This window comes from Pontibacter sp. 13R65 (genome assembly GCF_047525655.1).
In the GTDB taxonomy this organism is placed as follows: Bacteria; Bacteroidota; Bacteroidia; order Cytophagales; family Hymenobacteraceae; genus Pontibacter.
In genome coordinates, this window is sequence record NZ_JBLIQL010000011.1 from 22,327 (window position 1) to 47,099 (window position 24,773).

The 24,773-nt window shown below is 41.7% G+C and carries 23 protein-coding genes; 14 read left to right on the forward strand and 9 right to left on the reverse strand.

Annotated elements, in window-relative coordinates; all coding sequences use genetic code 11:
- Window positions 1-252: 252 nt before the first annotated feature.
- The 4 genes from ACMA1I_RS14010 to ACMA1I_RS14025 all read right to left on the reverse strand — a co-directional run bounded on the left by ACMA1I_RS14010 (window position 253) and on the right by ACMA1I_RS14025 (window position 5,243).
- Window positions 253-1,623, reverse strand: a complete 1,371-nt coding sequence (locus ACMA1I_RS14010) for a DUF3526 domain-containing protein (protein ID WP_337069005.1) — start codon at window positions 1,621-1,623, stop codon at window positions 253-255.
- 3 nt (window positions 1,624-1,626) lie between these two features.
- The gene (locus ACMA1I_RS14015) at window positions 1,627-3,048 is read right to left on the reverse strand and encodes an ABC transporter permease (RefSeq protein WP_337069006.1); all 1,422 of its coding nucleotides are present in this window, start codon (window positions 3,046-3,048) and stop codon (window positions 1,627-1,629) included.
- 1 nt (window position 3,049) lies between these two features.
- Entirely contained in the window at window positions 3,050-3,760 is a 711-nt protein-coding gene (locus ACMA1I_RS14020) for an ABC transporter ATP-binding protein (protein WP_337069007.1), read from the reverse strand.
- 433 nt (window positions 3,761-4,193) lie between these two features.
- Window positions 4,194-5,243 (reverse strand): M14 family metallopeptidase, encoded by a 1,050-nt coding sequence (locus ACMA1I_RS14025; RefSeq protein ID WP_337069008.1) that lies wholly within the window; start codon window positions 5,241-5,243, stop codon window positions 4,194-4,196.
- A 975-nt stretch (window positions 5,244-6,218) separates the two neighbouring features.
- Here ACMA1I_RS14025 and ACMA1I_RS14030 point away from each other — a divergent pair.
- On the forward strand, window positions 6,219-6,926 hold the full coding sequence (locus tag ACMA1I_RS14030) for a pseudouridine synthase (protein ID WP_337069009.1): 708 nt from the start codon (window positions 6,219-6,221) through the stop codon (window positions 6,924-6,926).
- Window positions 6,927-6,981: 55 nt separating this feature from the next.
- On the opposite strand, the gene ACMA1I_RS14035 is transcribed toward ACMA1I_RS14030, so the two are convergent.
- Window positions 6,982-7,944, reverse strand: coding sequence for an NAD(P)-dependent oxidoreductase (locus ACMA1I_RS14035; RefSeq protein ID WP_337069010.1), 963 nt, complete (start codon window positions 7,942-7,944; stop codon window positions 6,982-6,984).
- A 400-nt stretch (window positions 7,945-8,344) separates the two neighbouring features.
- Between ACMA1I_RS14035 and ACMA1I_RS14040 the strand changes: the two genes are divergently transcribed.
- Window positions 8,345-9,619: an O-antigen ligase family protein gene (locus ACMA1I_RS14040; RefSeq protein WP_337069011.1), complete on the forward strand. Its 1,275-nt coding sequence runs from the start codon at window positions 8,345-8,347 to the stop codon at window positions 9,617-9,619.
- Between the two features lie 370 nt (window positions 9,620-9,989).
- On the opposite strand, the gene ACMA1I_RS14045 is transcribed toward ACMA1I_RS14040, so the two are convergent.
- Both ACMA1I_RS14045 and ACMA1I_RS14050 read right to left on the reverse strand, forming a co-directional pair.
- On the reverse strand, window positions 9,990-11,105 hold the full coding sequence (locus ACMA1I_RS14045; protein WP_337069012.1) for a glycosyltransferase: 1,116 nt from the start codon (window positions 11,103-11,105) through the stop codon (window positions 9,990-9,992).
- Between the two features lie 190 nt (window positions 11,106-11,295).
- On the reverse strand, window positions 11,296-12,120 hold the full coding sequence (locus tag ACMA1I_RS14050) for a glycosyltransferase (RefSeq protein WP_337069013.1): 825 nt from the start codon (window positions 12,118-12,120) through the stop codon (window positions 11,296-11,298).
- Window positions 12,121-12,642: 522 nt separating this feature from the next.
- Here ACMA1I_RS14050 and ACMA1I_RS14055 point away from each other — a divergent pair.
- From ACMA1I_RS14055 to ACMA1I_RS14070, 4 genes are all read left to right on the forward strand, one after another.
- The gene (locus ACMA1I_RS14055; RefSeq protein ID WP_337069014.1) at window positions 12,643-12,933 is read left to right on the forward strand and encodes an isoamylase early set domain-containing protein; all 291 of its coding nucleotides are present in this window, start codon (window positions 12,643-12,645) and stop codon (window positions 12,931-12,933) included.
- 651 nt (window positions 12,934-13,584) lie between these two features.
- Entirely contained in the window at window positions 13,585-15,021 is a 1,437-nt protein-coding gene (locus tag ACMA1I_RS14060) for an RtcB family protein (protein ID WP_337069015.1), read from the forward strand.
- A gap of 420 nt (window positions 15,022-15,441) precedes the next feature.
- Window positions 15,442-15,822: an STAS domain-containing protein gene (locus ACMA1I_RS14065; protein ID WP_337069016.1), complete on the forward strand. Its 381-nt coding sequence runs from the start codon at window positions 15,442-15,444 to the stop codon at window positions 15,820-15,822.
- Between the two features lie 217 nt (window positions 15,823-16,039).
- Window positions 16,040-16,315, forward strand: coding sequence for a hypothetical protein (locus ACMA1I_RS14070; protein WP_337069017.1), 276 nt, complete (start codon window positions 16,040-16,042; stop codon window positions 16,313-16,315).
- A 210-nt stretch (window positions 16,316-16,525) separates the two neighbouring features.
- Here ACMA1I_RS14070 and ACMA1I_RS14075 read toward each other — a convergent pair whose 3' ends face one another.
- Window positions 16,526-16,909, reverse strand: coding sequence for a hypothetical protein (locus ACMA1I_RS14075; RefSeq protein WP_337069018.1), 384 nt, complete (start codon window positions 16,907-16,909; stop codon window positions 16,526-16,528).
- Between the two features lie 700 nt (window positions 16,910-17,609).
- Between ACMA1I_RS14075 and ACMA1I_RS14080 the strand changes: the two genes are divergently transcribed.
- Both ACMA1I_RS14080 and ACMA1I_RS14085 read left to right on the forward strand, forming a co-directional pair.
- Window positions 17,610-18,068: a cold shock domain-containing protein gene (locus ACMA1I_RS14080; protein WP_337069019.1), complete on the forward strand. Its 459-nt coding sequence runs from the start codon at window positions 17,610-17,612 to the stop codon at window positions 18,066-18,068.
- A gap of 115 nt (window positions 18,069-18,183) precedes the next feature.
- Entirely contained in the window at window positions 18,184-18,903 is a 720-nt protein-coding gene (locus tag ACMA1I_RS14085; RefSeq protein ID WP_337069020.1) for a pseudouridine synthase, read from the forward strand.
- A 386-nt stretch (window positions 18,904-19,289) separates the two neighbouring features.
- Here ACMA1I_RS14085 and ACMA1I_RS14090 read toward each other — a convergent pair whose 3' ends face one another.
- A complete protein-coding gene (locus ACMA1I_RS14090) occupies window positions 19,290-19,709 on the reverse strand; it encodes a helix-turn-helix domain-containing protein (protein WP_337069021.1) in 420 nt (139 codons plus the stop codon).
- Window positions 19,710-19,824: 115 nt separating this feature from the next.
- Between ACMA1I_RS14090 and ACMA1I_RS14095 the strand changes: the two genes are divergently transcribed.
- The 6 genes from ACMA1I_RS14095 to ACMA1I_RS14120 all read left to right on the forward strand — a co-directional run bounded on the left by ACMA1I_RS14095 (window position 19,825) and on the right by ACMA1I_RS14120 (window position 24,709).
- Window positions 19,825-20,457, forward strand: coding sequence for a nitroreductase family protein (locus ACMA1I_RS14095; protein ID WP_337069022.1), 633 nt, complete (start codon window positions 19,825-19,827; stop codon window positions 20,455-20,457).
- Between the two features lie 41 nt (window positions 20,458-20,498).
- Entirely contained in the window at window positions 20,499-21,197 is a 699-nt protein-coding gene (locus ACMA1I_RS14100) for a DsbA family oxidoreductase (RefSeq protein ID WP_337069023.1), read from the forward strand.
- A gap of 269 nt (window positions 21,198-21,466) precedes the next feature.
- Complete coding sequence (locus ACMA1I_RS14105; protein WP_337069024.1) at window positions 21,467-21,964, forward strand: VOC family protein; 498 nt, start codon at window positions 21,467-21,469, stop codon at window positions 21,962-21,964.
- Between the two features lie 294 nt (window positions 21,965-22,258).
- Window positions 22,259-23,704: an NAD-dependent succinate-semialdehyde dehydrogenase gene (locus ACMA1I_RS14110; RefSeq protein WP_337069025.1), complete on the forward strand. Its 1,446-nt coding sequence runs from the start codon at window positions 22,259-22,261 to the stop codon at window positions 23,702-23,704.
- A gap of 460 nt (window positions 23,705-24,164) precedes the next feature.
- A complete protein-coding gene (locus tag ACMA1I_RS14115) occupies window positions 24,165-24,356 on the forward strand; it encodes a cold shock domain-containing protein (RefSeq protein WP_337069026.1) in 192 nt (63 codons plus the stop codon).
- Window positions 24,357-24,481: 125 nt separating this feature from the next.
- Window positions 24,482-24,709: a hypothetical protein gene (locus tag ACMA1I_RS14120; RefSeq protein WP_337069027.1), complete on the forward strand. Its 228-nt coding sequence runs from the start codon at window positions 24,482-24,484 to the stop codon at window positions 24,707-24,709.
- The last annotated feature ends 64 nt before the right edge of the window (window positions 24,710-24,773 follow it).

The window sequence follows — 24,773 nt, forward strand, 5'->3', positions numbered from 1 at the left end:
ATTCCGAATTTGGTTCAGGCAAAACGGCCCATACCAACCATTGCTACGCTATAAACAAAAAAGAACGGCTCATGTAGTTATAGGAGCCGTTCTTTTTTGTTTATATAGATTTTCTGTTGGTAGCCTCAAACTACTACATCCTTCAGTTCATTACTTCTGTTAAAAGTCTGATTTGTGTCAACAGGGATAAATTTTAATTCCGCCTTCGCTGGCTAAAATCCTGCTCCGCCGCAATTTTAAGTTTTTCCCTGCTTACTGCTTTATCCTAAACACGAGTAGCCCTATGAAAAACACCAGCAACACGCTTATCACCAGCTTATACAATCCGGTGTACGTTGAGGTAAAGTCTGGAGTACTAGAGAAAGAGTGCCTTGGTTCCTTATCGTAATCTGCGTGCGTGAAAGACACCTGCTTGAACAAGAACGGATAATAAAAACCCCGTAACGAATCGTGGTACTGTGTTGCACTTTGCAGGAAACTAAGATGCGAAGGCAAATCAGAACCAGCCATGGCGTTAAAGATTCCCTGCACATTTACAGGGACTGATAAAAAGTTTAGTTCTTCCACCAGTTCATGCCGTGCATGCAGGCGCTGCTGGTATTCGCCTGCCAAATCGGCCACGGCGACATCTCCTAAATGATGAAAAGCATAATACCATCGCCAGGCAAACCTTCCCTGAATCTCGACTGTATCGGTCCATTGCGGATAGAGGGCAAAGAATTTTTCCATTGTTTCTTGCTTTGGCTTGTCCCATCCCCCATGCACTACCTCCCGCTGCTTTATTGTAAGGTCCAGCGCCTGCGGTACAGGCTGTTTTACTGCAACGTAAACGTTCAGCAGCGCAGGTATTATAACAGTCAGCATCAGCCACACTCCCAGCAGAGTAACCGCGTTAAAAGCAGAGTTTTTCTGCCATGCTGCAACTAAAAAAGCGACACTAAACCAAAAGAGAGAATAAAATAGCACAACACTCAACCACAACAGTATTCGTATGTCAGGCGTTACCTGCCCCCACAGCATGGCTACTAAACAAAGTATGAGCGCCAGCCCCAACACAATCATTATTCGGAAGGTGAGCTTGGCTCCTACTATCAGGGGTAAACTAATAGGTTGTGATAATAACAGGGGCAACGTACCCTGCTCTTTCTCTACCGAAAGAATGTTAAAACATAGCCCAATAATGAGTAAAGGAAACAGGTACACCAGTACAAAGGCCAGGTCGAAATTACCAGATAATACCTTCAACGGATTGATATTATCTGTATCGTATAGCTGTGATTGCAGGTTCAGCAGGCGCAGCTTTATATAGTAGGGGTTTATATCGCGCTGCCCTAAGGAGAGGCTCGCCCAGGAGTCGGGGTTGTGAATGGCATAGGTGGAGTGGTAATAGCCAATATCTCCGGCATCCGCATCACCGGGGAACTTTTGTTTCATCTCCTCCACATTTTGTGCTGTCAGCACGTCGAGCGTTTTTATGTTTTCGCGCTGCCTCTCTATTTCGGTAGTTCCGTAATATATACCATATATGCCAGCAAACAGGGTTAGCATTGTAAGTATCAAAAGTCCTTTGTCGGCCCTAAAGTTGAACCATTCAAATTTTATAAGTATCCTGAAATTTCGCATTACTTAAGCAATTTTAGAATAACCAATCAGCCTAATACCTAATGTACACACCAGACCAAGCCATAATAGTAGGGCGACAAGGGAAATGCTATGGTTGCTTAATGCCCAGCCTGCACCCGGTGCCTCATACTGAAAAGGTTTCAAATTTTTCCAGGTATCGCCGCTCAATCGTGTTTCTTTATCTCCGTATTTTAGTTTAGTAGCTTGGATATGATTTAGCTCCTGAGACTGGTTATAACGGTATTGCTCGGCCTTGTTCTGAAAGTGAATGTAGTGACTGAAGTCAGACCCAGCCATACCCATAGACAAATGCCGCACGGCTAAGTAAGGATTTAGCAGACCTGCAAAGACAGAGATGTTGTTCTGCTTCTGGAATATAGCTGTCAACTCGTCAAAATGCTCTTGGTAAACCTTGCTACTGTGTTCTTCTCCTACTGCCATTAAAACACCATCAAAGTTAATAGGTAGTTCTTCCAAAGTAGCCACGCCATAAGTTTGCAACAGTTCCTGCTTTATAGCCTCAGCACGTTCATCTCCAGAATTATGCCCATCCACACCTTTGGCTACCTCCTCGTGTACCTCCACATCCATCTGCGCTTTGGTTGGGGTAGTATACAAAGTGGCACCAAGGTTGGCAGTTGCTTTAGGTGTAATAACACAGAAAAGAATCCAGATTCCCAGTAAGGTTACCAAGGCTGTACTGGAGCGCTGGTGCAATGCCGACAGCACTACTGAAAGTACTATAAAAATAAAAAAGTACAGCAGGTAAAAAAGCATGAATAACAGCAGCCTTGAGTACAAATCTCCATTCAACTCAAAACCGCCTCTGCCAAACAACAGCAAACTTGCCAGTACTAAAGCAGGTGCTACTACTAATAAAACTACTTTACTGTAGCCGGCAATTTTAGCCCAAGCCACCTGCTGCAGCGACACACCCTGACTCAGTAAAATTGTTAAGGTTCCTGTTTCCTTTTCCTGCGTAAAAGCTCCAAAGCAAAGAAAAATAATAAGCAGGGGAATGAGCATCTGCAGCACAAAAGCTACTGTCATTTCGCCAAATCGGATGAGAGAAGAGGATTGTTGTGCCTGACTGAAATTGGCACTATTCTGACGATGCGCCTCCATGTATACAGAGGCTCCCGTATACGAATCCATACCAAAATCGAGGAAACTAATGCTTGACTTGGGGCGAAAGGCATAAGATCCATAATGCGCCATGCGGTGCGGGTGGCGGTCTGCAGAATTAGCAAATTGTTCATTAACAGTTTGCTGTGCCACTTCACGCTCCTCTTGCAGTGTCTGGTAGCTATGTAGCCCCACCATGGTAGCTGCCAGCAACAATAGCAGCACAATTACGCTTAAAGCCACAAAGCGACTATCGCGCAAGGTGCTGATAAACTCTTTTTTTGCTATACTCTTAACCATGTTAAACGTGCATGTAGTTTAAGTACAGTTTTTCTAGTTCATTTGCATCGAGCTCTGCTGCAGACAAAACATCAACCAGTTCTCCCTCACGCATGATGCCTACCCGCGTTCCAACTTCCTTTGATCTAAAAATATCATGTGTTGCCATAAAGATGGCAGTACCAGCCTCGCTTAATTTCAGCAGTAATTCTGAAAACTCATTACTGGCTTTCGGGTCAAGGCCAGAAGTTGGCTCATCCAACAGCAATACTTTAGCGTGTTTGGCTACGGCAATGGCAATACCCACCTTCTGACGCATGCCTTTAGAGTATCCTCCCACCCGGCGGCTGGCGGCTTCTGCCGGCAAGCCAGCACTTATCAGGTAATGCATTAGCTGGACCTTGTCATAATCAAAACCGGCCAGGCTACTGAACAGAGCCAGGTTTTCCAGCCCTGTCAGGTTAGGGTATAACATAACATTTTCTGGTATGTAAGCCAGGTACTCTTTAATTTTGGTTATGTTAGCGGCTACTTCTAAACCATTTATGTAGGCTGCTCCTGAAGTTGGCTTTATAAAGCCCAGGAACAAGTTTATAGTTGTCGATTTGCCTGCGCCATTCTGACCAAGGAGGCAAAATATCTCTCCTGCCTTTATTTGGAGGTCCAGTCCCTTTAGCGCTAGCTTATCCTGGTACTGCTTTTTAAGCTGTTTTGCTTCTAATACAATATCCATATGTGGTTTTTATAGATCTTATAAATTATAATCTTCTTGATGTAACTTTTAAGTTGGTTGATGAGTGCAGATAGCTCTGCAAAGTGCAAGAAAGGATTTTTCCACAGTTGCCAGATGATTTCTGGAAGCTCCTGGGCTGGCGCGAAATTACCTTACCCTCCAACATAGCACCCACCGTTGAACACGCTGTTCAAATTAAACTTGAGCTTGTTCACACTTTAGAAAAGAGGCGCATGGTAATAGTATAGGAGAGTCAATGTCCCATGTCGTTTTACCAGCGTAGGCGACTTTACCTGAATTTCTTTTCTTCGGCAGCTTTAAATCACGGCCAACAGCTCTACATCCTTTTCATTTAGTTTTTAAGCAGACATGAGGCAGCCTAGCTGCATGTAAAAAAAGTAGCGTCTAAGTTTAAACTAACTATAACAAAATCTTAGTTGGTATGCCCGATGTTAAATAATCCGTCACCTTGTTTGATGGGAGGGTTAAACGTTTTGTAGAGAATAACTCCATCTGTTGGACATATCACATCCGCCAGGTGATTACCAAAGAGATCTGTTATGTAGCCGAGCTTCATATCTTTTTTTACATAATCACCACTGGTAAGGTCGCTGTAAAAGAACCCTTCATATTTGCTGGAAACAGAGGTGCGCTTCGCAATCATGACAGGATTTCTAACTGAGGCGGGCTCTCCTTCTAATATCTGAAGATGGCGCATCAGGCTTAGCAAAGCTTGTTGAATCTGCAGCACAGACTTTTCTTCCACAATGCCCATTCTGCCACATTCTATATCCACTGCTGGAATGTTCCTTTTTGTGGCCTCACGGGAGCAGTAAATAGATTCTTCTGTCAGACTTTTTTCGTTCCCAAACTGCACAATAAAATCAAAACCCAATGAAACGGCCATTTGCCGGGCCTTTTCAGAGACTTCTGGCATATCGAAGTAGTTGTAGTAACCAGCATAAGGCCGTAAGTCATTATTTGCATCTCCCGCATGTACATCTATAAAATTGTCGCAGCGGGCAATCACCTCAGTAGATATTACAAAAGCAATTTTCTCCGTTAGGGTACCATCTGACTTGCCTGGAAAAACGCGGTTCAAATTTTTACCATCCACCGGGTTTACCATGAGAGACCTCTGCAGAAAAGCAGGTACATTGGCCAGATGCACCAATAAAACTGTACCGCTCATTTGGGTTGGATCCAGGTGCTTTGGTAATGCCTGAGCGGCCATAATAGGTGCATACTCCAAACCGTGCACACCTGCGGTAATGCCTAATACAGGTCCTTTTTTTGAACCATGAAATACGGTAATAGGAATAACTGTACTGTCTTGGCCACTTACTACAGGTAAGAGAACAGACTTTTTTGTGCCTGCTTTGATTTTTTCACCCACAAATAAAAAGGGCTTTACATTTGCCTGCGCGGTCATAATACTGAAGAAGGAGATAAATAGAAAAACGGATAGATGTAGGGTTTTCATCTTAATTTGAGGTAGATGTAGGATTATATTTATAGATGAGCCAGCAACTCCCTGAAAGCTATTTCAAATCTTATAGGGCTACGTTTCCTGCTGAGCAGAAAGTATGATAAGCAGCTCTAAAAACTTGAAGTATAGAAAACACTTGATTACGGTAGCTTTCAGAAACAAAGAATAGCTGCGTGCTTATGCTGTTGGTAGTATATAACTTGTTGCCTCGTACTAATCAGGTAAAGCAACATAAAGCTTTACAAATAGATTATTCCATTGGCTTAAACCAAAAACAATCTTCTTGTAGTAGTACACCATCTTGCATACTAATCGAATCTTTCGAGGCAGTTGCAGAAATTACAACTGAAAGATGCTAAGGGAGAACCTTAGGCGCAGGGAGGTCCTCGAAGGTAAGTTTTATCCGGAAAAGTAAAGCTCGAGGCAAAGCTGCAAGGTTCTATATAACAACCAACTGGGTTTGCTAAAGCCAGATTAACAGCAAAGTCAGAAGGAAGAAATGAGATGTTATAGAAATCATGCTCCTCACAATGTACATGTACTTCGTCAACTGTTACAATAGACGATAATTTATCCTCTGTGTGCTCATGCGCATGTAAAAATAATACCGCATCTGCTGGAATTACTCCTCGCAGGAGGAGCACTAAAAGCAAGTAGGCAATATTTAACTGTGCATTTCGCATGTATACTACAGGCTACCCGTACCGAATGTTTATCGTAACCAGTCTGTTCCGACAGCAGGGAGCTTTTACTAATGGTATATGTACTGCAAAATTAGCCATAAGACTTTTCTTTTGCAACTAAATTGCAAAACTACACAGAAGCTGGCGCTGCATGATGTGAACAACCTATAGCCAGTGGCTGCAAAAATTAAAGAACCATGGCGAAGCCTTTATGGCAGTGTTTCTTATTTAGTTAACTTTACAACATGAATTTTTATTAGATAAATACTCACACATTTCTATTTAAATGAAATCACTGACCTCTTCGTTAAAGCATTTTGTAGTTCAGAAAGCCCGGATTTCGAATAAAGAGGCAGTACAATGCATTTTATCTGGAAGAGTGCTAGTAAATGGCAGTAAAGCTCCACTGGATACGCCCATTCTACCAACAGATAAGATACAACTAGATGGTCAGGTTCTTAAACAGCCAACCAAACTGATTTACCTTGCCTTCCATAAACCTCGTGGAATAGAATCTACTCTTAACCCTCAGATAGAAAACAATCTCCTCGAAGCTTTAAAATTTAAGCAAACTGTCTTTCCTGTAGGGAGACTTGACAAGGACTCTGAAGGACTTATGTTGCTGACCAACAACGGTAAAATTTTTGATAAGATTCTACATTCTCAAAGCCATCAGGAAAAAGAATATGAAGTAACCGTAGACCAGCCTCTAACGGAGCTGGTACTAGAAAGTCTAGCCGCCGGAGTTGAGATCATGGGAAAAAGAACTCGTCCGGCCCTGGTAACGCAGGTAAGCTCAAGAACTTTCCGTATTACGCTAACACAAGGTCTTAACAGGCAAATAAGAAGAATGTGCTACAAGTTAGGATATCAGGTCACCAGGCTTATCCGTACCCGCATCATAACGCTTCAGTTAGAAAATTTGCCTGTTGGGCAATGGCGATACTTACAGCCAGCTGAAATTGACAAACTTTTTGAAAAGGTTCATGAATAAATATAGCACCCATTGGCTTCTGACAATTCAGGGCCTCTTAACCTTCTAGAGCTAATTAAAAGTCTTCGGGTGCAACACTTAACCAATGCTTTATTGAACTGGTAAAATCATATTTAAATTGAAAACCCAGATCAAGGAGCACCTGGGGAACAATATAAGTCGGTGTGGCGGCTTTTCGCACCCGCACCGGGTGAATAGGGTTACTTTTCCCAAGGAAGATTTGCAGTACCCGCGCTCCGGAAACTAATATGGGTAAGGGAATGGCGACAATAGGCGCATTGCTTTTGAAGATATTTTTTACACTTCTGGTTACATCGTCCAGCGTTTCTGTAGGTGTTTCTACATAATTATAGCTTATGAGTTGCTCTGCTCGTGCCATCGTGTAATCAATGCTCTCTAAAAAGCCATAGATATAAGCATATGATTTGTGTATATGCTTTGAACCAGGAATGGCAAAATAACCCTTCCTGATTGCTTTGATCATGCGCATGATGTTTCCTGGGTCTCCAGGACCATAAATTACCCCCGGCCGGCTTATAATCAATCTTCTGCTGGTATCTTTACTGGCCCAATTCTGATGAATCTGTTCAGCCGCTATTTTAGAAGAGCCATAAGGCGTAACAGGGTTTTTCTCTTTATTTTCGTCAGTTTTGGTGAGGCAATAGCCGTATACCGCTATGCTACTGGTAAAATATATTTTAGAACAGCCAACCCTCTCTGCGAAATCACATACCTGCTCTGCTCCTTTGATATTGGTGTGGTAAAACTCTTCAGGTTCATGCCCCGGCTCCCGGTGTATGGCGGCTAAGTTAAATATCCATTCCGGCTTTTCTGGCAAGTCTAAACTAATGGGAAGCCGAACATCAGTGATAGAGCTGGTAATGCCAGGGAGGTCCTGAAGCGCAGTTTCTCTGAGATCTGCGATATGCACTTTTGTAAAGCGCTTACTTTTAAGAAAATGGGTAGCAAGATGAGTTCCAACAAAACCTGCACCACCAAAAATTACACATAATGCCATGTAGCTCCTAACTGAATTGGAAGTCAAAGATACTGATATTATAATATTTCCGGAAAGATAATAGATTTAGAAAGTAATTTGTATTATTTCAAAACAGCCTTTTCGCCGTTATGCTAGTAAAATGCTGACTGATAAATTATTCTAATGAAAATGGCCTTCCAGAGGCAATATCGTTGTATTTGCGCTTAGGTTATCTCGATGCCCGCAATTCCAAAATGAAGTTAACCTCACACACATTCCCTTCTTTGGCACCTTCTTCTTTGATTTTGAAGACTATAACTCAACTACTATTTACATGATTTATTATCCTTAAAACTCTTAAAAAATAAGGACATAATAAATATACGATTAATCAATTTTTAGAAATTAGCTCTAAATTTGATGTAGAATAAATTTTATCATGACAAAGCAAGAGCGCGTACTTTATATACTTTTTATCCTTTTCTTTATTACGCTTTACTACAGGCCGATAAATTCTATTAATGTAATCCTGATTGGGGTTTTATTTATCTATAGCCTCTCTTGTTCTACTTTCAAAGAAAAGGTATACCTCCTAAAGCAGCGCAGTTACATAACTGGCATGGTGTTATTTTTCGTATTATTAGTTTTCAGCGCTCTATTTTCTGATAACCTCCAGCAGGGTTTTAATTATTTAAAAATACGTTTACCCTTGCTCCTTTTTCCAATAAGCTTAGGCTTGCTTAATCTAAGGAAAAATTACAGAGACAGGATCCTGATGGGATTTGCATTGGTTACTCTAGCAATTTGCACTATCTGCTTCCTGACAAGCTTAAAGCTTCATTACCAAACACAAAGAACCGACGCTATTTACAACGATAACCTGGTTCTGTTTATAGAACAACAATCTGTTTATGTCGCTCTTTTAGTTAGTCTGGCTATATATATTTTCAGCTATTTCTTGCTTTATAAAAGGACCCGCTATAAAGCTTTACTAACCTTGTCCATTCTTTTTTTAATTGTATTTAGTTACTTACTGGGCAGTAGAATAAATATGGCCCTGCTGGCAGTGACTATGGTTGGTTTTGGCTTTTACTATTTAATCTCTAACAAAAAATATTTAGAAACCACTACGCTTTGTTTAGGTCTGTTACTGGCAGGCATGGCACTTTATAAAGTACAGCCTAAAATGCTGAACAGGTATAAAGAATTAGCCTACAACAAATTTGAATACTCTCATGAAGGAAGAGAAAGCCACTATAATATGGAACTCACACAGGACCAATGGAATGGAACCAACTTTAGACTAGCAGCATGGAATTGCGGTTGGGAATTGTTTCAGGAGAACCCATTAATTGGTGTAGGTCTTGGTGATAAGTATGATCAACTAATGGAGAATTACAAGCAGAAAGATTTCAAGTTTGCCATAGAAACAAACAAAAATGTCCACAACAACTATCTGGATATTTTATACAGTCTGGGCATTATCGGAATTATTGTCTTTTTTGTCGGGTGGCTTTTATTACCATTCAAATATGCTGTTCAACAGAAAGATGGGTTATCAATTCTCTTTATTATAACCTTTGCTTGTGCTTGGATAACAGAAATTTATTTTGATAGAAGTTTAGGTGGAATAGTATCAGGACTGTTTATTCCATTAATCCTTGCCACCACTGCCAAGGGTGAGGCTAAAGTTAAAATTAAGCCTGTTTCGTAAAGAGGAAATAGAGATTTTTTAGTTTTACCTTAGATATATAAGCCTTCAAAAACTTGAATAGCTTTATCCAGGGGCATTGCAACTCTCACAGCTAGAATTTAATCTAAAAATTTAAAACCTGCATCAGTATTCCTCAACACGCTACTATTCAGAAGATAAGATGGTATTGTGCTTCAGAGTAAGAAGGCAGCAGAATTTCTTTTACTGATCGTCAGAAAGCAAGAAGCAGGTGAACCGCCAAGAAATCAGAATATTATAGCAGCAAGAAAACGACAACTTTACTATTGATTATAACTAAGGTTTTGAGGGTAACTTGCTTAAGAGATACGCTCTCATTCTTAAAGAAACTCTAAAATTCTATTGGGTTAGTCTAAACTTTGGAAGACCGATCTCTGATGGCAGGCTTCCTGCTCTGATAAACCTTCTTATACCCAAGAAAATTTTGGTTTACATCAAATTTGCTGGTGCACAAATCTAAGGAATGTTGCCCCATAATTTCTATCATTTCCCGGTTGTTGAAGTAATTCAAGATTCTGACTACTGCTTCCGTCTTATTGTTAAAAGTGTCACCATTTAGACCATTTTTAACAACATCCTGATTTCCTACGCATTTACTTAACAATACAGGCTTCTTTAAGGCCAATGCCTCCAGTACTCCAAAAGAAAGTCCTTCAAAAATAGAGGTAGAAAGGTATAAGTCCGCTTGGGAGACTAAGGTCTTAATTTCATTTGCTGGTACCCAACCTGTGACCTTTATGTTACTGGCTGTAATAGCAGCTCGGTCCTGCCCATCACCTGCCCATATGAATTCAAACTGGGGAAACTCCTCAAAATAAGAGGCAATCTCATTAAACAACTGTGGATTCTTTTGTGCTTCTATTCGGCCTGTTGTTATAACAGTGAATTTTTCATGGTTTATTTTCTTTACAGGCTCATTGAAACCAGTCAAAGAAATACCATTATTGATGTAGATAGATCTGATACCTATTTTTTTGTATGCACTTTGCTCTGAAGCAGAACAACAAACTATCTCCCCACCTATCCTGCTTCCTATTTTTTCAATTTGTTGATAAATAAAGTTGCTTACAGCACTTCCACCAGAAAGGAAAGGGGCGCCATTAGGAGTGTATACACATTTTTCAATGCCAGCCATTCGACAGGCTAGCCTGCCTAAAAGACCGCTTTTTGATGAATGCAAATGAACTGCATCCACTAAGTTCTTTCTTTTAAGCCTTCTTAATATTTTATATAGCTCGGAAAGAGCGTAAAAATCTTTAAGAGGATGAATGGAACGTTGAGCAGACCTCCATTTGATGAACCTTACGTTCTTCTTAGGGAAAGAATTTTTAACTTCCGCTGCAGACAATACATGCTTCCGCTCGCCATGAACAACAATATGCATGTCATCTGGCATTGTTTCCGTAAGCGATCTTACAAAAACAGATACTCCTGCGGCAAAAGGTTCAACAACGTGTACAATTATCATTATTAGTTTGTTCTTGTAGAGTTAGTTTCTTATATAGAGCAACCTTATAAGGTCCTCTATGGCAAAAATTCAGTAGTCTTCACAAAAGTAAACATATTAGTCGTAGGATTATTATATTCTTTTAGCCATTTTGTAAAATAATTGTGTTAGTTAGGCACAATCCAATACTGAAAATCTATAACACCTTTCTTTAAGAAGAGATTAGATATTTAATTTTTAATATAAAAGAATATGGTATTACGAGAAGTAAATTTAGCTTGAAAATACCAAGGCTCTTTAAAGCAAGATTAGTACCAAATTCACGCACTATCCTCTTCCTTGCTAAAATCTGGTTTTTCCTTTGCGATATTGAAATACCAGTCGGATTAATTTCGCACGTTACTAAGAAATCAGGTATTACTGCGGTCTCAGAAGAGTTTAAAAAGGTCCAGAACAAGGCATAATCCTCAACTAGCTTATATTCATCCGCATATAAACCCATCTTTGTAAGGCAGGAGGTTCTAAAAATAACTGTTGGATGTATAAAAACATTTCTGAAATACATTTCCCGTTTTATTTTAAGATGTGATGTGGGTGTAATGTACTTGTATTGCTGATCTGTATTTGAAGTTTTAAAAATACACCAACTTCCTAATAAAGCTGTATCAGGATGATCGTGCAAATAGTTAATTTGTTTATGAAAACGATTTGGATGGCAAATGTCTCCACAATCTAACCGAGCTATAAACGCGACTGATAAATTTCTACTTATCCATTTTAAGCCCGTATTTAGTGCAGTAATTATACCACTATTTCTGGTTAATGTAAGTACCTGAAATGGTATAGCAGTTACTTGAGCTGTTTCCAGAATTTCTGAGGTCAATCTCTCTCTACTACCATCATCTACGATAACAATAAAGCTCTTATCCTTATCATAATTAACACTTTGTATGGACTTTATTAAACCCTCTAAATTATTGAAGTAAGGAATTAATACACAAACTTCACGTACCTCCTGTGTTATTTCCTCTTTCATGCAGTTTAATAAAGTAGCGTAATTATGCAGCCAAGGTATAGACATCGTATTTTATAAGCAAGTTCACCTTTAGGATTACTAAATAATTACCAATCTCTATAGCACATAAATACCCTCTCCCTCCCATCTCTTGCCTTGGGACAAGTAAATGACATCCTTTGTACACCGCACAAGCCAATAGTGCATTAAGTATACCAACTACATGGCATGGCGAAGCTCCTAACGAAGCCTTTAAGGAATTCTTAGGTGAAACTACCAGTGAATTTATACTGTACCGCATTTTACTAGAAGCTAAAAGATGGCTCTTTCACTCAGCGCTGATTCGTTCTCAAATAGCTGCAGAGTAATGCTACTCCGGTATTGCCTACTTTTTCCGTATCTTAAAAAACATATTCATAAATCACCAGAGCAATTCAAAACCATTAACAAGTAAATCTAAAATATTATTTTTTTGTTTAGGTTACCTTAAAAGGTTGTATGTATAAAAGGAAATATTTAATTTCCCCAATAAAAAGAATTATTATGATACAGAAAACCTACCTAAAAACGAAAGATCAGTGCAAAGTTAAGTTCAGCATAGCCCCTGAAAATGCTGAAACAGTAGAAATATTAGGTCTCAACAATGATTGGGAAAACCCAACTCCAATGAGCAAGAAAAAGGGTGGCTCTTTTACCTATGATACCTCTCTTCCTAAAAATACGCAGCACGAATTTAAGTACCTTGTTAATAAAACTGTTTGGTTAAACGAGCCAGAGGCAGATGACCAGAAGCCGAATGAGTTTGGCACCAGCAACAGTGTGATCACATTGTAAGTTGGTTTTATAGAAAATACTACTACTCTACCCTTCAACTTCCAGGTGCTTATATTTTCCGCAGCACCACCAAGTGGTGCTGGTTAAATGGGCAACGGCCTAACTTTCTTCTGGAAGTTCATTAATATATTTAATACTGTAACAGGGCTGCGACATTAGATAACTGCAGCTGCTGGTATTAGTTAAATGCACGTTCCATTCTTCCCTCCTAAAGGTCTGAGGATAAGCAGAGTAGTTCACCTGCAGTGTAATTAAGCGGATACTGTAGTCCCAGATTCGCAGTAGAAAGGACGAAATTTATAAGGAAACCAGCTAGTGTTAAACCCATTAACAGTTCCGGCTGGTTTCCTTTTCTCTTTTACAAACAGCCTACTTTCTTATCTTTTCAGCATCGTAGACACTTGAAGCCATTAGGCAACAAGGATTCCGGATAAGACTGTTTTGGAGCCTTGCATTACGCATGCAACGAAATTTCACCTTGGCATTTGCTTCTATTTTTTTAGATATATAAGCTTTTCTCAACCCCGATTACACGGTCTAAATGGCTTTTCCAAACTGGTTTGCTACTATTGGTAAATAGCTAAGCCTTCAAATTATAACCTGCTTATCTTATTAGGTCGTAAAAGGGTAGTTCAGAAGCTGCTATAACCTATGAAAAAAGATAAAAGCAAGGCAACTCTTAAGCTTTCTTCCAGCGATTTAATAAAATTAGGGTTTCCTTCTGGTAAACCCTTGGGTACCGCTCTTAATATCATACACACCTACTACAACGAGCTAGGAAAAAACCATCAGATTGAGCTGCTGCAGGATGTGTTAGCTGCTCCTGATCAGTACCAGTTGCATACTACGTTAGGTCCTTTGGCACAAGCAATACTTTCGCAAAAAGAGGCCGCTCCTATTTCCTTAAAGCCAGAAAAACAAAAATACACCGTGTACGGTGGAGAAGGAATAGAACAGGGAGCTTTAGACCAAATGGAGATTGCCATGCGATTACCTGTAACAGCCGGCGGCGCTTTAATGCCGGATGCCCACCAGGGTTATGGCCTGCCGGTAGGAGGCGTACTTGCGACACACAATGCGGTAATTCCATATGGAGTTGGCGTAGATATTGGCTGTCGCATGAGCATGAGCCTTTTTGATATACATGCAGCATATCTTGACAAAAACAGAGAAAAACTGCAGAAAATGTTACTCGATAACACTCGTTTTGGTAACTCTGCCTTTAAAAGGCCCATGTATCACGATATAATGGATCGGCCGGAGTTTTCTGAGATTCCTGTGGTGCGCGAACTTAAAGATCGTGCATACCAGCAATTAGGAACATCGGGAGGCGGCAATCATTTCGTTGAATTTGGAATTGCTGAAATTCAGGCGCCTGAGAACGAGTTTAGCCTTCCAGTAGGTAAATATCTCGCTATTTTATCCCATTCAGGCTCCAGAAGATTGGGAGCAAACATTGCTGGCTATTACACCAAAGTAGCCATGGATTCCTGTCGCCTACCAAACGAAGCAAAGCACCTGGCGTGGCTTGGCCTTGCTTCAGAAGCCGGACAAGAATACTGGCTGGCCATGAACCTGGCTGGTGATTATGCCTCTGCCTGCCACCACCAGATTCATGAAAGACTGGCAGCAGCATTAGGAGAGGCTCCTTTGGCAAAGGTAGAAAACCATCACAATTTTGCTTGGAAGGAAAAAGATAAGTCTGGCCAGGAAGTGATTGTTCATCGTAAAGGCGCAACACCGGCAGGTAAAGGAGTGCTGGGAATTATACCGGGGACTATGGCCACTCCTGGTTTTATCGTAAGAGGAAAAGGAGAAACCAAAGCTCTAAATTCTGCTTCTCATGGGGCCGGACGCACTATGTCGAGAACGCAGGCCATAAAAACACTCTCTCAGCCCCAGATGCAAAAGTTCTTACACAAAGCTGGCGTGGATGTAATTGGCTCTGGCCTGGACGAAGCTCCAATGGCTTACAAAGACATTCATCAGGTTATGGCTTACCAGCAGGAGTTGGTGGAGGTTATTGGAACCTTCTACCCTAAGATCGTACGCATGAATCAGGATAAAAAATACGTGGAGGTGGATTAAGGCTTTGGCAAAGTGTATTACTCAACTTAACGCATTTACCATGTAAAACTAAGGAAGACTTTTTGAGCTTACGGCGAGTGAGAAATAGTTAGGCTTTATCTATTTTCAAGCTATTGGGGGTATTAGCAATTATTCTAATCAAAATAGGCTTCCAGAGACAAAATACCCTTTTTTGCTACAAGCCTACTCATGCCTGCTTTATAGAGTAAATTGTGCTATTTGCTCAGCCTCCCTCTACTAAACACAGATACCTGTTCCGTACAAAAACCATGTCTAAGTAGTCACCACAAAAAGCAAGACAAAACTACTAAACTATCTCATTATCAGACATTTTATGAACTTATAGTTTAAAATATTAGTACCAGTTACAGGTGCCTGTATAAGGCAGAAGCACCTGCCTTATTTAAACTATACTACAAAATGAACCTGATCATCGATAACTACAAAGGCTTAATCCTCATGATAGTAGAAGGAACAATAGAGGAAGCGGGATTGAAGCAAATAACTAATGAACTTCAAAAAATGCCGAGCAATGAAGACAAGTATCTGTTACTGGACTGTACCGGCATAAGAAAATCAATTCTAAAAAACATTGGTGTGAGTGGGTTTGTAAGCTATTTACTTTTACTCAGAAAATTCAATACCCAATTAACCCTAATAGGCTGCAGTCAGCAGATGTATACTTTACTGAAGCTTCTGAAGTTAGAGAATATATTCACATTCTCGCCTACCATGGAGGAGGCCCACCTTAACCTGACTAAAATTAAGAAGCCAGGTGCACTCTCTGAAACGTCATCTTAATTCAGCGTCGCTCACGCAACTATTCTCACTTAGCCCCCTCCGATTTGTCTAATCGAAGGGGGCTAATTTTTTAGTTTACTTGGTCCTGAAAACCCTGCCACGCATTACAATCAGTAGTATAGCAAGTTAAACTAGGTATATCTACTTACACGCATTAAGGAAAAATAAATTTATTTGCGCTTTGAAAGCTGCACACTTTTATACAAAACAAACTGATATGCTACGTACGCTGACTGCAACCATCAATAAATTTGAAAGACAGGTGGATGCCGGTCAGCTAACATCCTTTTCGATACAGCTATCCAGCAATGGTGTAATTATTTATACAAGTAGCAGGGAGAGCACCGAACTGGTGCAGGTACCGTTAATTGAGGAGATGCAACAATCTTTAAAAGCTTACTTTTACGGGGAGGCTACCATAGATTATGGCTCCATTGAATACAATACCTTACAAAGCTTTATTAACGCGAGTTTCAGCGTGGAACCGTTATAGATATCCTCCACCAGTCGCACCAGGGCTAGAATATACGTGTCTTTTAAAGCAGCCTGTACGGGCAATACAATTATCAAGGGTTACAAGATGGGCTTACACCACTTATTGCACAAGCCTGATAGCTTGCGGCATTTCAGTTATTAAATTTTCTGAAAATTAATAACTGCGCTTCTGGATATTGTAAAGCGGTCTGGCATTACCTGCCTCAACTTAAGTTGAGGCAGGTAATGCTTCCAGTTCTAAATGGGCCGGAGCAGGCGCCTTCACCATTTTTCTGGATGCCAGCACCATCACAAATTTTGCCTTATCGGCATTTTTCTTTTCTAAAATTTCGAGTACCGTTTGCAAGCTTTCGGTAGCTCTCAATTTTAAATCATTGGCCTTGCAGGTATGGTAGTTATGATAGTAAAACTTTTGTTGTGATTTATATTTCAGCAGATATTCCATTACCTCAGCCTCCTGCACATGGCTCACTTCATTAAGATATACGACTTTGTATCCTCGGCTCCAAAAATCTTCGGTGGCTGTTAAGGCAGCTTCAAAGTTTGAGAATGCAGCTACACTATAGCCCGTTTTTAATTCAAAAAAATTCATTACAGTTTGTTTATTAGTCACTTAAGTACGAGTTTGCCAAACCTAACATTTGCCTGACCAACCAAAGTACAATAGATATATGAGTTTAGTGCCATGAAATTAATAAATTGCACTAAAATCAGTTGAAATACGGATAAAAACAAGTCAATATACTATAAGCACCAATTAACTAGGCTCATACTTAATAATTTAACTCTTATTCCGCTAGCCTAACGGTTCTTTTGAGTGCTGGGAACCTAGTTCCAGAAGGCTTTTACGCAACTCTGCCTAGAACAACTAAAATGGAACCAGAATTATTTAAATATGCTTTATAAGCCAGCAGCCACAGCATTGCCCTACCAGAGTCAAACCTTTCGCAAGCCACAACTGGCTGGTTCCGCAGTTCCTATTTGGTAAGTTAGATTATTGGTTACCCCTATTGCTTGTAACAAATAGGCAGTGGCCTAGCTTGAGAAGCGCAGTAAAGTGGTGCTATAATTAAGGAAAACCTACTTTTTAGAGTATATATGAACAGAAGATTAACTAATAAGTCTTATTAAATTCGTAATATTGTATACAATCAGAGATTTCCTGAAACAGTACTACGTTCAAGTTACTATCTAGTAAGCTTGTACGTATATAAGAAGAGGAATCGCAGCTGCTTAAACGTGCAGCATTTTCATAACTTAAACAAAAAAAGCAGTTAGCAGTAATAAGCATCATGGGTAGATCACAGGAAACTTTTAGTAAAAAAGAAAACGAGAAAAAACGTCATAAAAAGAAACAGGACAAAGAGCAGAAGAAAGAAGAGCGTAAAGCAAATGCAACTAAAGGGCAGAGCTTAGACGACATGATGGCTTATGTAGACGAAAATGGCAACATTTCATCTACTCCTCCCGATCCTACAAAGAAAAAGAAAATTATAAAGCAGGAAGACATTCAAATCGGAGTTTCTAAACAGGAAGCCGCTGACCCTGCTGATACCGTGAGAAAAGGTATTGTAGCTTTCTTTAACGAGTCGAAGGGCTATGGTTTTATCAAAGACCAGGAGACGCAGGAAAGTGTGTTTGTGCACGTAAACGGCCTGCAGAATACTATAAAGGAGAACGACCGTGTAACTTTCGAAGTCGAAATGGGACCTAAGGGGCCTAACGCTGTAAGAGTTAAAACGGCGAGTTAACAGTCTCCATCAGACTATTTTATTAAGAATACTTTTATTTGATTTTTTGGCGTGGTGAAGCACGTAATTTTAACAAAGTCCGCCGCTTCACCAGTACCACACCCTGAGCCGTTTCATGCGAATCGGCTCTTGTTTTATAGGAAGCAGCAGGAGAAGGTTTGCCGTTGCGCAGTACACTTCCAGCGGTTGCCTTTTTGCTACAGGAGCAGGCCCTTTCATCATCATGCAACACCGTCATTTCATTATCAACAAGCCGTTTGGCTACATCAGCCAGTTTGTTACAAACCATAAAAACAAGAAACTGTTAGGCGATCTCCATACCTTTCCGGAAGGCACGATGGCCATAGGCCGCCTCGACCAGGATAGTGAAGGCCTGCTGTTGCTTACCACAGATGGAAAAATAAGCGAACAGGTGCGTAGCAAGCACATTGAGAAGGAATATTACGCGCAGGTAGATGGGCTTATTAGCCCGGAGGCCATCGTACAGTTGCAGCAGGGTGTGGAGATTAGTGTGAGCAAAGAAACATACTGCACCCTCCCCTGCCAGGCCTTTAAATTGGAAACTGCCCCGGACCTTCCGGCGCGGGGCCGCAAAATACGCGACGATCGGCACGGCCCTACCAGTTGGGTTTCGATCACGGTAACGGAAGGTAAATACAGGCAAGTCCGGAAAATGACAGCAGCGGTTGGTTTCCCGACACTGCGGCTGGTACGTGTCCGGATTGGTGGTATACAGTTGCACGACCTGCCGCCAGGTGGCGTACAGGAAGCCGAGAACTTTGCTGATGCCATTGGAGCCTCTCTTCAGGTGCCCGAGCAGGAGACTATTTCTTAAGTTGCAGGAGTATCTCTAGCAAATTGGAAGTGCCATGACTTCCGAACAGCCATGGCATGTAGCGGCAGACAACTGCTTACTATTCCTGCCTCCTCTCCCTATCTATGTCCTCTTGTAACGATGTTGTAGGCAAAATCCTGCAGAAAAGGTGCTCTCTTAGTAGCTACCATACGAAACTAAAATGTATTGGTAGCCGCTCGGACTACATTAACAATCATCAATCTACAATAAGCCATTTAATCTTTCTAATGAAATTGACCTTCCAGAGGTATATTTGCCGTTAAGGACATTAGGCTGCCAGACATGAGACTGGTTCTCATCAACCTGTTTTTAGCTCCGGAAGGGTATTTTCATTAGAAAGATTTTCAAAAGGCCTTCTCAGGCGGCTACTGTTTTGCATATTTTTTCCGGGCATCCAGAATTTCATTTAGGTTCAGCTTAGCCCAATCGGCTAGCTGCAGCAGTTGGAGCAATAGGCCCTGGCCCAGTTCTGTCAAGCTGTATTCTACTTTCGGTGGAATTTCAGAATAGATTCTGCGTGTCACCAGCCCATCTTCTTCCAGCGAGCGCAGCGTAACGGTCAGCATCCGTTGCGATATGCCTGATATTAATCCTTTCAGCTCGTTGAATCGCAGCTTCTCCTCCCGCCCCAACATCAGGATGGTATAAATGGACCACTTGTCTCCAAACCTGCCTAAAATGTCTTTTATGGGGCAACATGCCGACAGAGAATGCTTATCATCGAAAATATTATTTATTTTTTCCTGGACCTTAACCCGCTGATTCTCAATATTAGTTACTTCCATGTTACTTAGTATGTAGTGGGTGCCTTCTTGCTTTAACAAAATTAATAAAATAATTTTAAGTTACTAAAAGTAACTAAGTACTGAATCATTACTATTGTATATACGTTAAAGTAGCATGAGCAAGATAATAGAATCTCTAAATTGGCGATATGCCTCAAAAAGAATGACCGGCCAGAAAGTGCCTGCTGGTAAAGTGAACAATATTTTGGAGGCCATTCGGTTGGCCCCCTCTTCTATGGGTCTGCAGCCATACACCGTTCTGGTAATTGAAGATCCAGAGCTGAAGAAGCAGATACAGCCTATTGCCATGGGCCAGCCGCAAATTGTGGAGAGCTCGCACCTGCTGGTATTTGCCGCCTGGTCTGATATTACGCCAGCGCACATAGAGGAGTTCATCAGCCACACAGCAGCTACGCGCAACCAGCCCGAAGAAGCATTGGCTGGATTTAAGTCCACGCTGCTGGGCATAGCCGAAAAGAACACTCAGGAGCAAAACTTTACCTGGGCAGCTAAGCAGGCGTACATCGCTTTTGGGACAGCCCTGGTGGCAGCCGCTGCCGAACAAGTGGACGCAACTCCTATGGAAGGCTTCGATAGCGAGAAATTAGACGAACTGCTTCAATTAAAAGCCAAAGGCTTGCGAAGTGTCACCATTATGCCACTTGGCTACCGCGACACCGAAAATGACTGGCTGGCAAAGCTCCCGAAGGTAAGACGGCAGAAAGAAAAGCTGTTCATTGTGCAGTAAGCTCTTTCAGGCTTATTAGCTTTAACAACAACTGAATTCCTATGGAAAAGCAAAAATTAAAAATAGATATTGTATCAGACATCAACTGCCCCTGGTGCTATGTGGGCGACTATCGCCTTAAAAAAGCTATGGCGGAGGCAGCTGATACCTTTGAGTTCGATATAACATTTAAACCGTTTGAGCTCAACCCAAACATTCCGCAGCAAGGCATGGACCGGTCCGAGTATTTTGTCAAAAATTATGGCCCACAGATTTTGTCGCAGATAGGTGCCATGAACAAGCGATTAACAGAAGCTGGCGCATCAGAAGGAATCGACTTTAAGTTCGACAAGCAGACCATGGTAAACAACACCTTCAATGGCCACCGCCTTATCTGGCTGGCTGGCGAATGTGGAGTACAACAGCAAGTAGCTGAGGCGCTTTTCTACAGCTACTTCACCGAAGGTCTGAACATGAACGATACCGGCATTCTGACAGAAATTGGTTTAGCTAATGGCATACCGGCAGCTCGACTTGAAGGATTTTTTGAAAGTGAGCAAGGAAAAGCAGAAGTGCGCCAGCTGGAGCAATGGGCACAGTCTTCTGGTATTACCGGCGTGCCTGCCTTTATTATAAACAACAAATACCTGATTAGCGGTGCACAGCCACCAGAAGCTTTCCACCAGGTGTTTGCACAGGTAGCTCCTGCCTTGGAAAAAATTACGCTATCAGGTGATAGCTGCGGTATAGACGGCTGTTAATAAATTACTGGCCTTAAATAGGTTAACCTGAGATTAGACCAGGTAAAGCAAGAATAACTTTCCGCTGAAGACAGAATTGCTGCCAGCAGCGGCTCCCTTCCCTCCAAAGTGTGCTGAAGTACGAAAACTCTAGCACACTTTTTCTATTCTACCTAATTAAAATTAGTTTTAGCTTGCTGCTGCAAAAGCTACACGTAGATTTATACTATCATCAGCTGTAAATCAACAGGTTGTTTTCTAAACTTCGATCTAGCCTTTAAACCTATACAATGGAAAAAAGTTATACTGTTCCGGCACAAACCCAGATAGGGCATGTGCACCTGAAGGTGGCAAACCTCGATCGCGCCATGCAGTTCTATTGCGACCTGCTGGGTTTCTCCGTCACCACCATGTACGGCAAAGAAGCGGCATTTATATCCGCAGGTGGCTACCATCACCATATCGGCCTCAACACCTGGTACAGCAAAGATGGCCCCCCTCCTCCTCCGCGCGCTACCGGTCTATTTCACACTGCCATTCTGTACCCTACCCGCAAAGACCTGGCCACCATTGTGCGCAGGTTAATGGATGCCGGTTATCCTCTGACAGGTGCCTCCGACCATGGCGTGTCGGAAGCGATTTACCTCAACGACCCGGATCAGAATGGTGTAGAGCTCTACTGGGACCGCCCCAAAGAAGACTGGCCTGCCAACCCGGATGGTTCGCTGCTGATGTATACACGGCCTCTCGACCTCCACGGACTACTGAAGGAGTTGGAGAAAGCTTAACTGACCATTAAATTCTTCTAATGAAAATGCCCTTCCGGAGGCTCTTTGTGGTCTTTACCTGTTAGGCAATAGCACAGTGCTTTTCAGGGGCAAAGGTGGTACTTTTTCGGAAGGTTATAAAAAGGCAGGCAAAATCTACCAGGTTAAGCTGTTAGCCAAAAGTAAATTGGTCAGGTAGCATGAACAGCTGCTTTTCAGGAGCAACCGGTCGCATGCTTAAATAATCCGTACAAACTGAAGGCTGGCAAATATTTTATAATTTACCGGCCAGATTCCAAAAACCTATTTAAACAAATGGAAAAAAACAGTCTGATACGAACCGAAGCCTTCGTAAATGGCCAGTGGGTAAAGGCCGCCAGCAGCAAAACATTTGAGGTCACCAACCCTGCCACAGGCGAGGTACTGGCCCAGGTAACAGACATGGACCGAGCCGATGTACAACAGGCCATAGACGCCGCACATAAAGCCTGGCCTTCTTACCGCGATACAACAGCCAAGGAGCGTGCTAACCTCCTGAGAAAATGGTTTAACCTCATGCTGGAGCACAAACAGGAGCTTGCCGAGCTCATGACCCTGGAATGTGGCAAAGTGCTGCAGGAGAGTTTAGGCGAAGTAGAGTACGGAGCCTCTTTTATAGAATGGTTCGCCGAGGAAGCCAAAAGAGCCTATGGCGATGTTATTCCGGCCTATTCCAAAGACAGGCGGCTGGTGGTTATAAAACAGTCGGTAGGTGTGGCAGCAGCCATAACGCCATGGAATTTTCCGCTTGCCATGATTACACGCAAAGTTGGTCCGGCCTTGGCAGCAGGCAGCACGGTGGTGGTAAAACCGCCTTCCGAAACACCGCTTACGGCACTGGCTATTTCGTATCTGGCCCAAAAAGCCGGTTTCCCGCCAGGAGTCTACAACACCATCACCTCCAGCAACAGCAGCGAAATAGGAAAAGAACTTTGCGAAAACACCAAAGTAAGGAAGCTATCTTTTACAGGCTCCACCCCGGTTGGTAAAATACTGATGACCCAAAGTGCTTCTACCCTTAAAAAGCTATCGCTGGAGTTAGGCGGCAACGCGCCTTTTATCGTTTTCGACGATGCCGATCTTGATGCCGCTGTAAAAGGAGCCATTCTCTCCAAGTTCCGAAACAATGGGCAAACCTGTGTTTGCGTAAATCGTGTGCTGGTGCAGGAAAGCGTGTACGATGCCTTTGTAGAAAAATTCACCCAGGCTGTAGCAGATCTTAAAGTGGGCAACGGCTTGCAAAAAGACGTGCAGGTGGGGCCTCTGATTAACAAGAAAGGGCTGGAGAAAGTGCAGCAGCACGTGCAGGATGCCGTGGAGAAAGGAGCTACGGTAACCACAGGAGGAAAACACCTGGAAGGACTGTTTTACCAGCCAACTGTTTTGGCAAATGCCAGTCCTGAGATGTTAATTGCCCGCGAGGAAGTTTTTGGTCCTGTGGCTCCTGTATTTAAGTTCAGTACTGAACAAGAAGCCATTGAAATGGCAAACGACACAGATTACGGCCTGGCTTCCTATTTCTACAGCAAAGACGTGGCCCGTTGCTGGCGGGTGTCCGAGGCCCTGGAGTATGGTATGGTTGGCATAAACGAAGGTATGATTTCAACTGAAGTGGCTCCTTTTGGAGGCATAAAGGAGTCTGGCTTTGGCCGCGAAGGCTCCAAATACGGCCTGGACTATTTTATGGAAATAAAGTACATGTGCTTCGGCGGAATTGAATAAAAGACAAGAGCAATTAGATGTAGTTTATTAGCTACATTTAAGCTACCCAAGGCCTTCCAGTAGCATAAAAGCCTCTGGAAGGCCTTTTTCATTTGAATAATTTCCTCAGAAGCTCGTTGCCAGGAGTACTTAAAGAGAACGTTCTTTCATGCTTGTTGAGGAATCATCTTTTAACCCTTCTGCAATACCAGTTACCATTCCTCGTGCTTCTTTCCCTGAAGCTATTTTTAAAAAGCAGCGAGGTACGAGCTGAGCGCAACTGATAGTGAACAAACAGTTTTAAATCTAATTAAAAAATTTAGCTGCCCCCTCTCACTAGGTCTTCCTATAAAATTTACAAAAATATTATATACCCTGAGAGCCTTCAGAACCACTATTGTGCCTTTTATTTCAAGAAGTTAAAAAATAAATGAACATTTTTTCATATCTTCATGTCTTAATAGTATAACAAACAATTATTATGAATCAAGGAACAGTAAAATTCTTTAATGATCTGAAAGGATTTGGATTTATTAAAGAAACAAATTCAGAGCAAGAGTACTTTGTGCACGTATCTGGACTTATGAATGACATCAGACAGAACGACGAAGTGACTTTTGATCTGCAAGAAGGAAAAAGAGGACTAAACGCTGTAAACGTACAGCTGGTTTAGTTAAATTCATATAAGTCATCCAGAAAAAAGCCTTACATGACCTGTAAGGCTTTTTTTATTTATATTTTCATATTGAAACAGACTTTTCATTAGTAATAACAAATAATAAAGCGTACCTTACTAAAATGAACAGAAAATACTTAGTTGATAGCACTACGAGGGAATACATTTGTATTGCTCTACAAAAAGGTCAGGAGTGGGAACCTAATAACCAGGATTCGCTTCCAAACTTTATGAACTCGCGCTCCAACAAAGACAGAGCTGACTTTGAGCTTCTTTCAGGCGAATATAACGACAACTCTTTCTTTGAAAAGTGGATTCGTAACGGTACTAATTTCTTGTTCCGATACTAAATCAGGCTCTTAAATGAGCAGTTAACGCTTGTTAACCTAAAAGGTCCACATCCTCCCGTCGGTT

Coding starts and splice junctions, on each gene's coding strand:
- ACMA1I_RS14080 (WP_337069019.1), top strand. CDS start 17,610: ATGGGTAGATCACAGGAAACTTTTAGTAAAAAAGAAAACGAGAAAAAA.
- ACMA1I_RS14105 (WP_337069024.1), top strand. CDS start 21,467: ATGGAAAAAAGTTATACTGTTCCGGCACAAACCCAGATAGGGCATGTG.
- ACMA1I_RS14030 (WP_337069009.1), top strand. CDS start 6,219: ATGAAATCACTGACCTCTTCGTTAAAGCATTTTGTAGTTCAGAAAGCC.
- ACMA1I_RS14100 (WP_337069023.1), top strand. CDS start 20,499: ATGGAAAAGCAAAAATTAAAAATAGATATTGTATCAGACATCAACTGC.
- ACMA1I_RS14060 (WP_337069015.1), top strand. CDS start 13,585: ATGAAAAAAGATAAAAGCAAGGCAACTCTTAAGCTTTCTTCCAGCGAT.
- ACMA1I_RS14110 (WP_337069025.1), top strand. CDS start 22,259: ATGGAAAAAAACAGTCTGATACGAACCGAAGCCTTCGTAAATGGCCAG.
- ACMA1I_RS14115 (WP_337069026.1), top strand. CDS start 24,165: ATGAATCAAGGAACAGTAAAATTCTTTAATGATCTGAAAGGATTTGGA.
- ACMA1I_RS14025 (WP_337069008.1), bottom strand. CDS start 5,243: ATGAAAACCCTACATCTATCCGTTTTTCTATTTATCTCCTTCTTCAGT.
- ACMA1I_RS14095 (WP_337069022.1), top strand. CDS start 19,825: ATGAGCAAGATAATAGAATCTCTAAATTGGCGATATGCCTCAAAAAGA.
- ACMA1I_RS14085 (WP_337069020.1), top strand. CDS start 18,184: ATGCGAATCGGCTCTTGTTTTATAGGAAGCAGCAGGAGAAGGTTTGCC.
- ACMA1I_RS14040 (WP_337069011.1), top strand. CDS start 8,345: ATGACAAAGCAAGAGCGCGTACTTTATATACTTTTTATCCTTTTCTTT.
- ACMA1I_RS14010 (WP_337069005.1), bottom strand. CDS start 1,623: ATGCGAAATTTCAGGATACTTATAAAATTTGAATGGTTCAACTTTAGG.
- ACMA1I_RS14120 (WP_337069027.1), top strand. CDS start 24,482: ATGAACAGAAAATACTTAGTTGATAGCACTACGAGGGAATACATTTGT.
- ACMA1I_RS14045 (WP_337069012.1), bottom strand. CDS start 11,105: ATGATAATTGTACACGTTGTTGAACCTTTTGCCGCAGGAGTATCTGTT.
- ACMA1I_RS14070 (WP_337069017.1), top strand. CDS start 16,040: ATGCTACGTACGCTGACTGCAACCATCAATAAATTTGAAAGACAGGTG.
- ACMA1I_RS14015 (WP_337069006.1), bottom strand. CDS start 3,048: ATGGTTAAGAGTATAGCAAAAAAAGAGTTTATCAGCACCTTGCGCGAT.
- ACMA1I_RS14075 (WP_337069018.1), bottom strand. CDS start 16,909: ATGAATTTTTTTGAATTAAAAACGGGCTATAGTGTAGCTGCATTCTCA.
- ACMA1I_RS14035 (WP_337069010.1), bottom strand. CDS start 7,944: ATGGCATTATGTGTAATTTTTGGTGGTGCAGGTTTTGTTGGAACTCAT.
- ACMA1I_RS14050 (WP_337069013.1), bottom strand. CDS start 12,120: ATGAAAGAGGAAATAACACAGGAGGTACGTGAAGTTTGTGTATTAATT.
- ACMA1I_RS14020 (WP_337069007.1), bottom strand. CDS start 3,760: ATGGATATTGTATTAGAAGCAAAACAGCTTAAAAAGCAGTACCAGGAT.
- ACMA1I_RS14090 (WP_337069021.1), bottom strand. CDS start 19,709: ATGGAAGTAACTAATATTGAGAATCAGCGGGTTAAGGTCCAGGAAAAA.
- ACMA1I_RS14065 (WP_337069016.1), top strand. CDS start 15,442: ATGAACCTGATCATCGATAACTACAAAGGCTTAATCCTCATGATAGTA.
- ACMA1I_RS14055 (WP_337069014.1), top strand. CDS start 12,643: ATGATACAGAAAACCTACCTAAAAACGAAAGATCAGTGCAAAGTTAAG.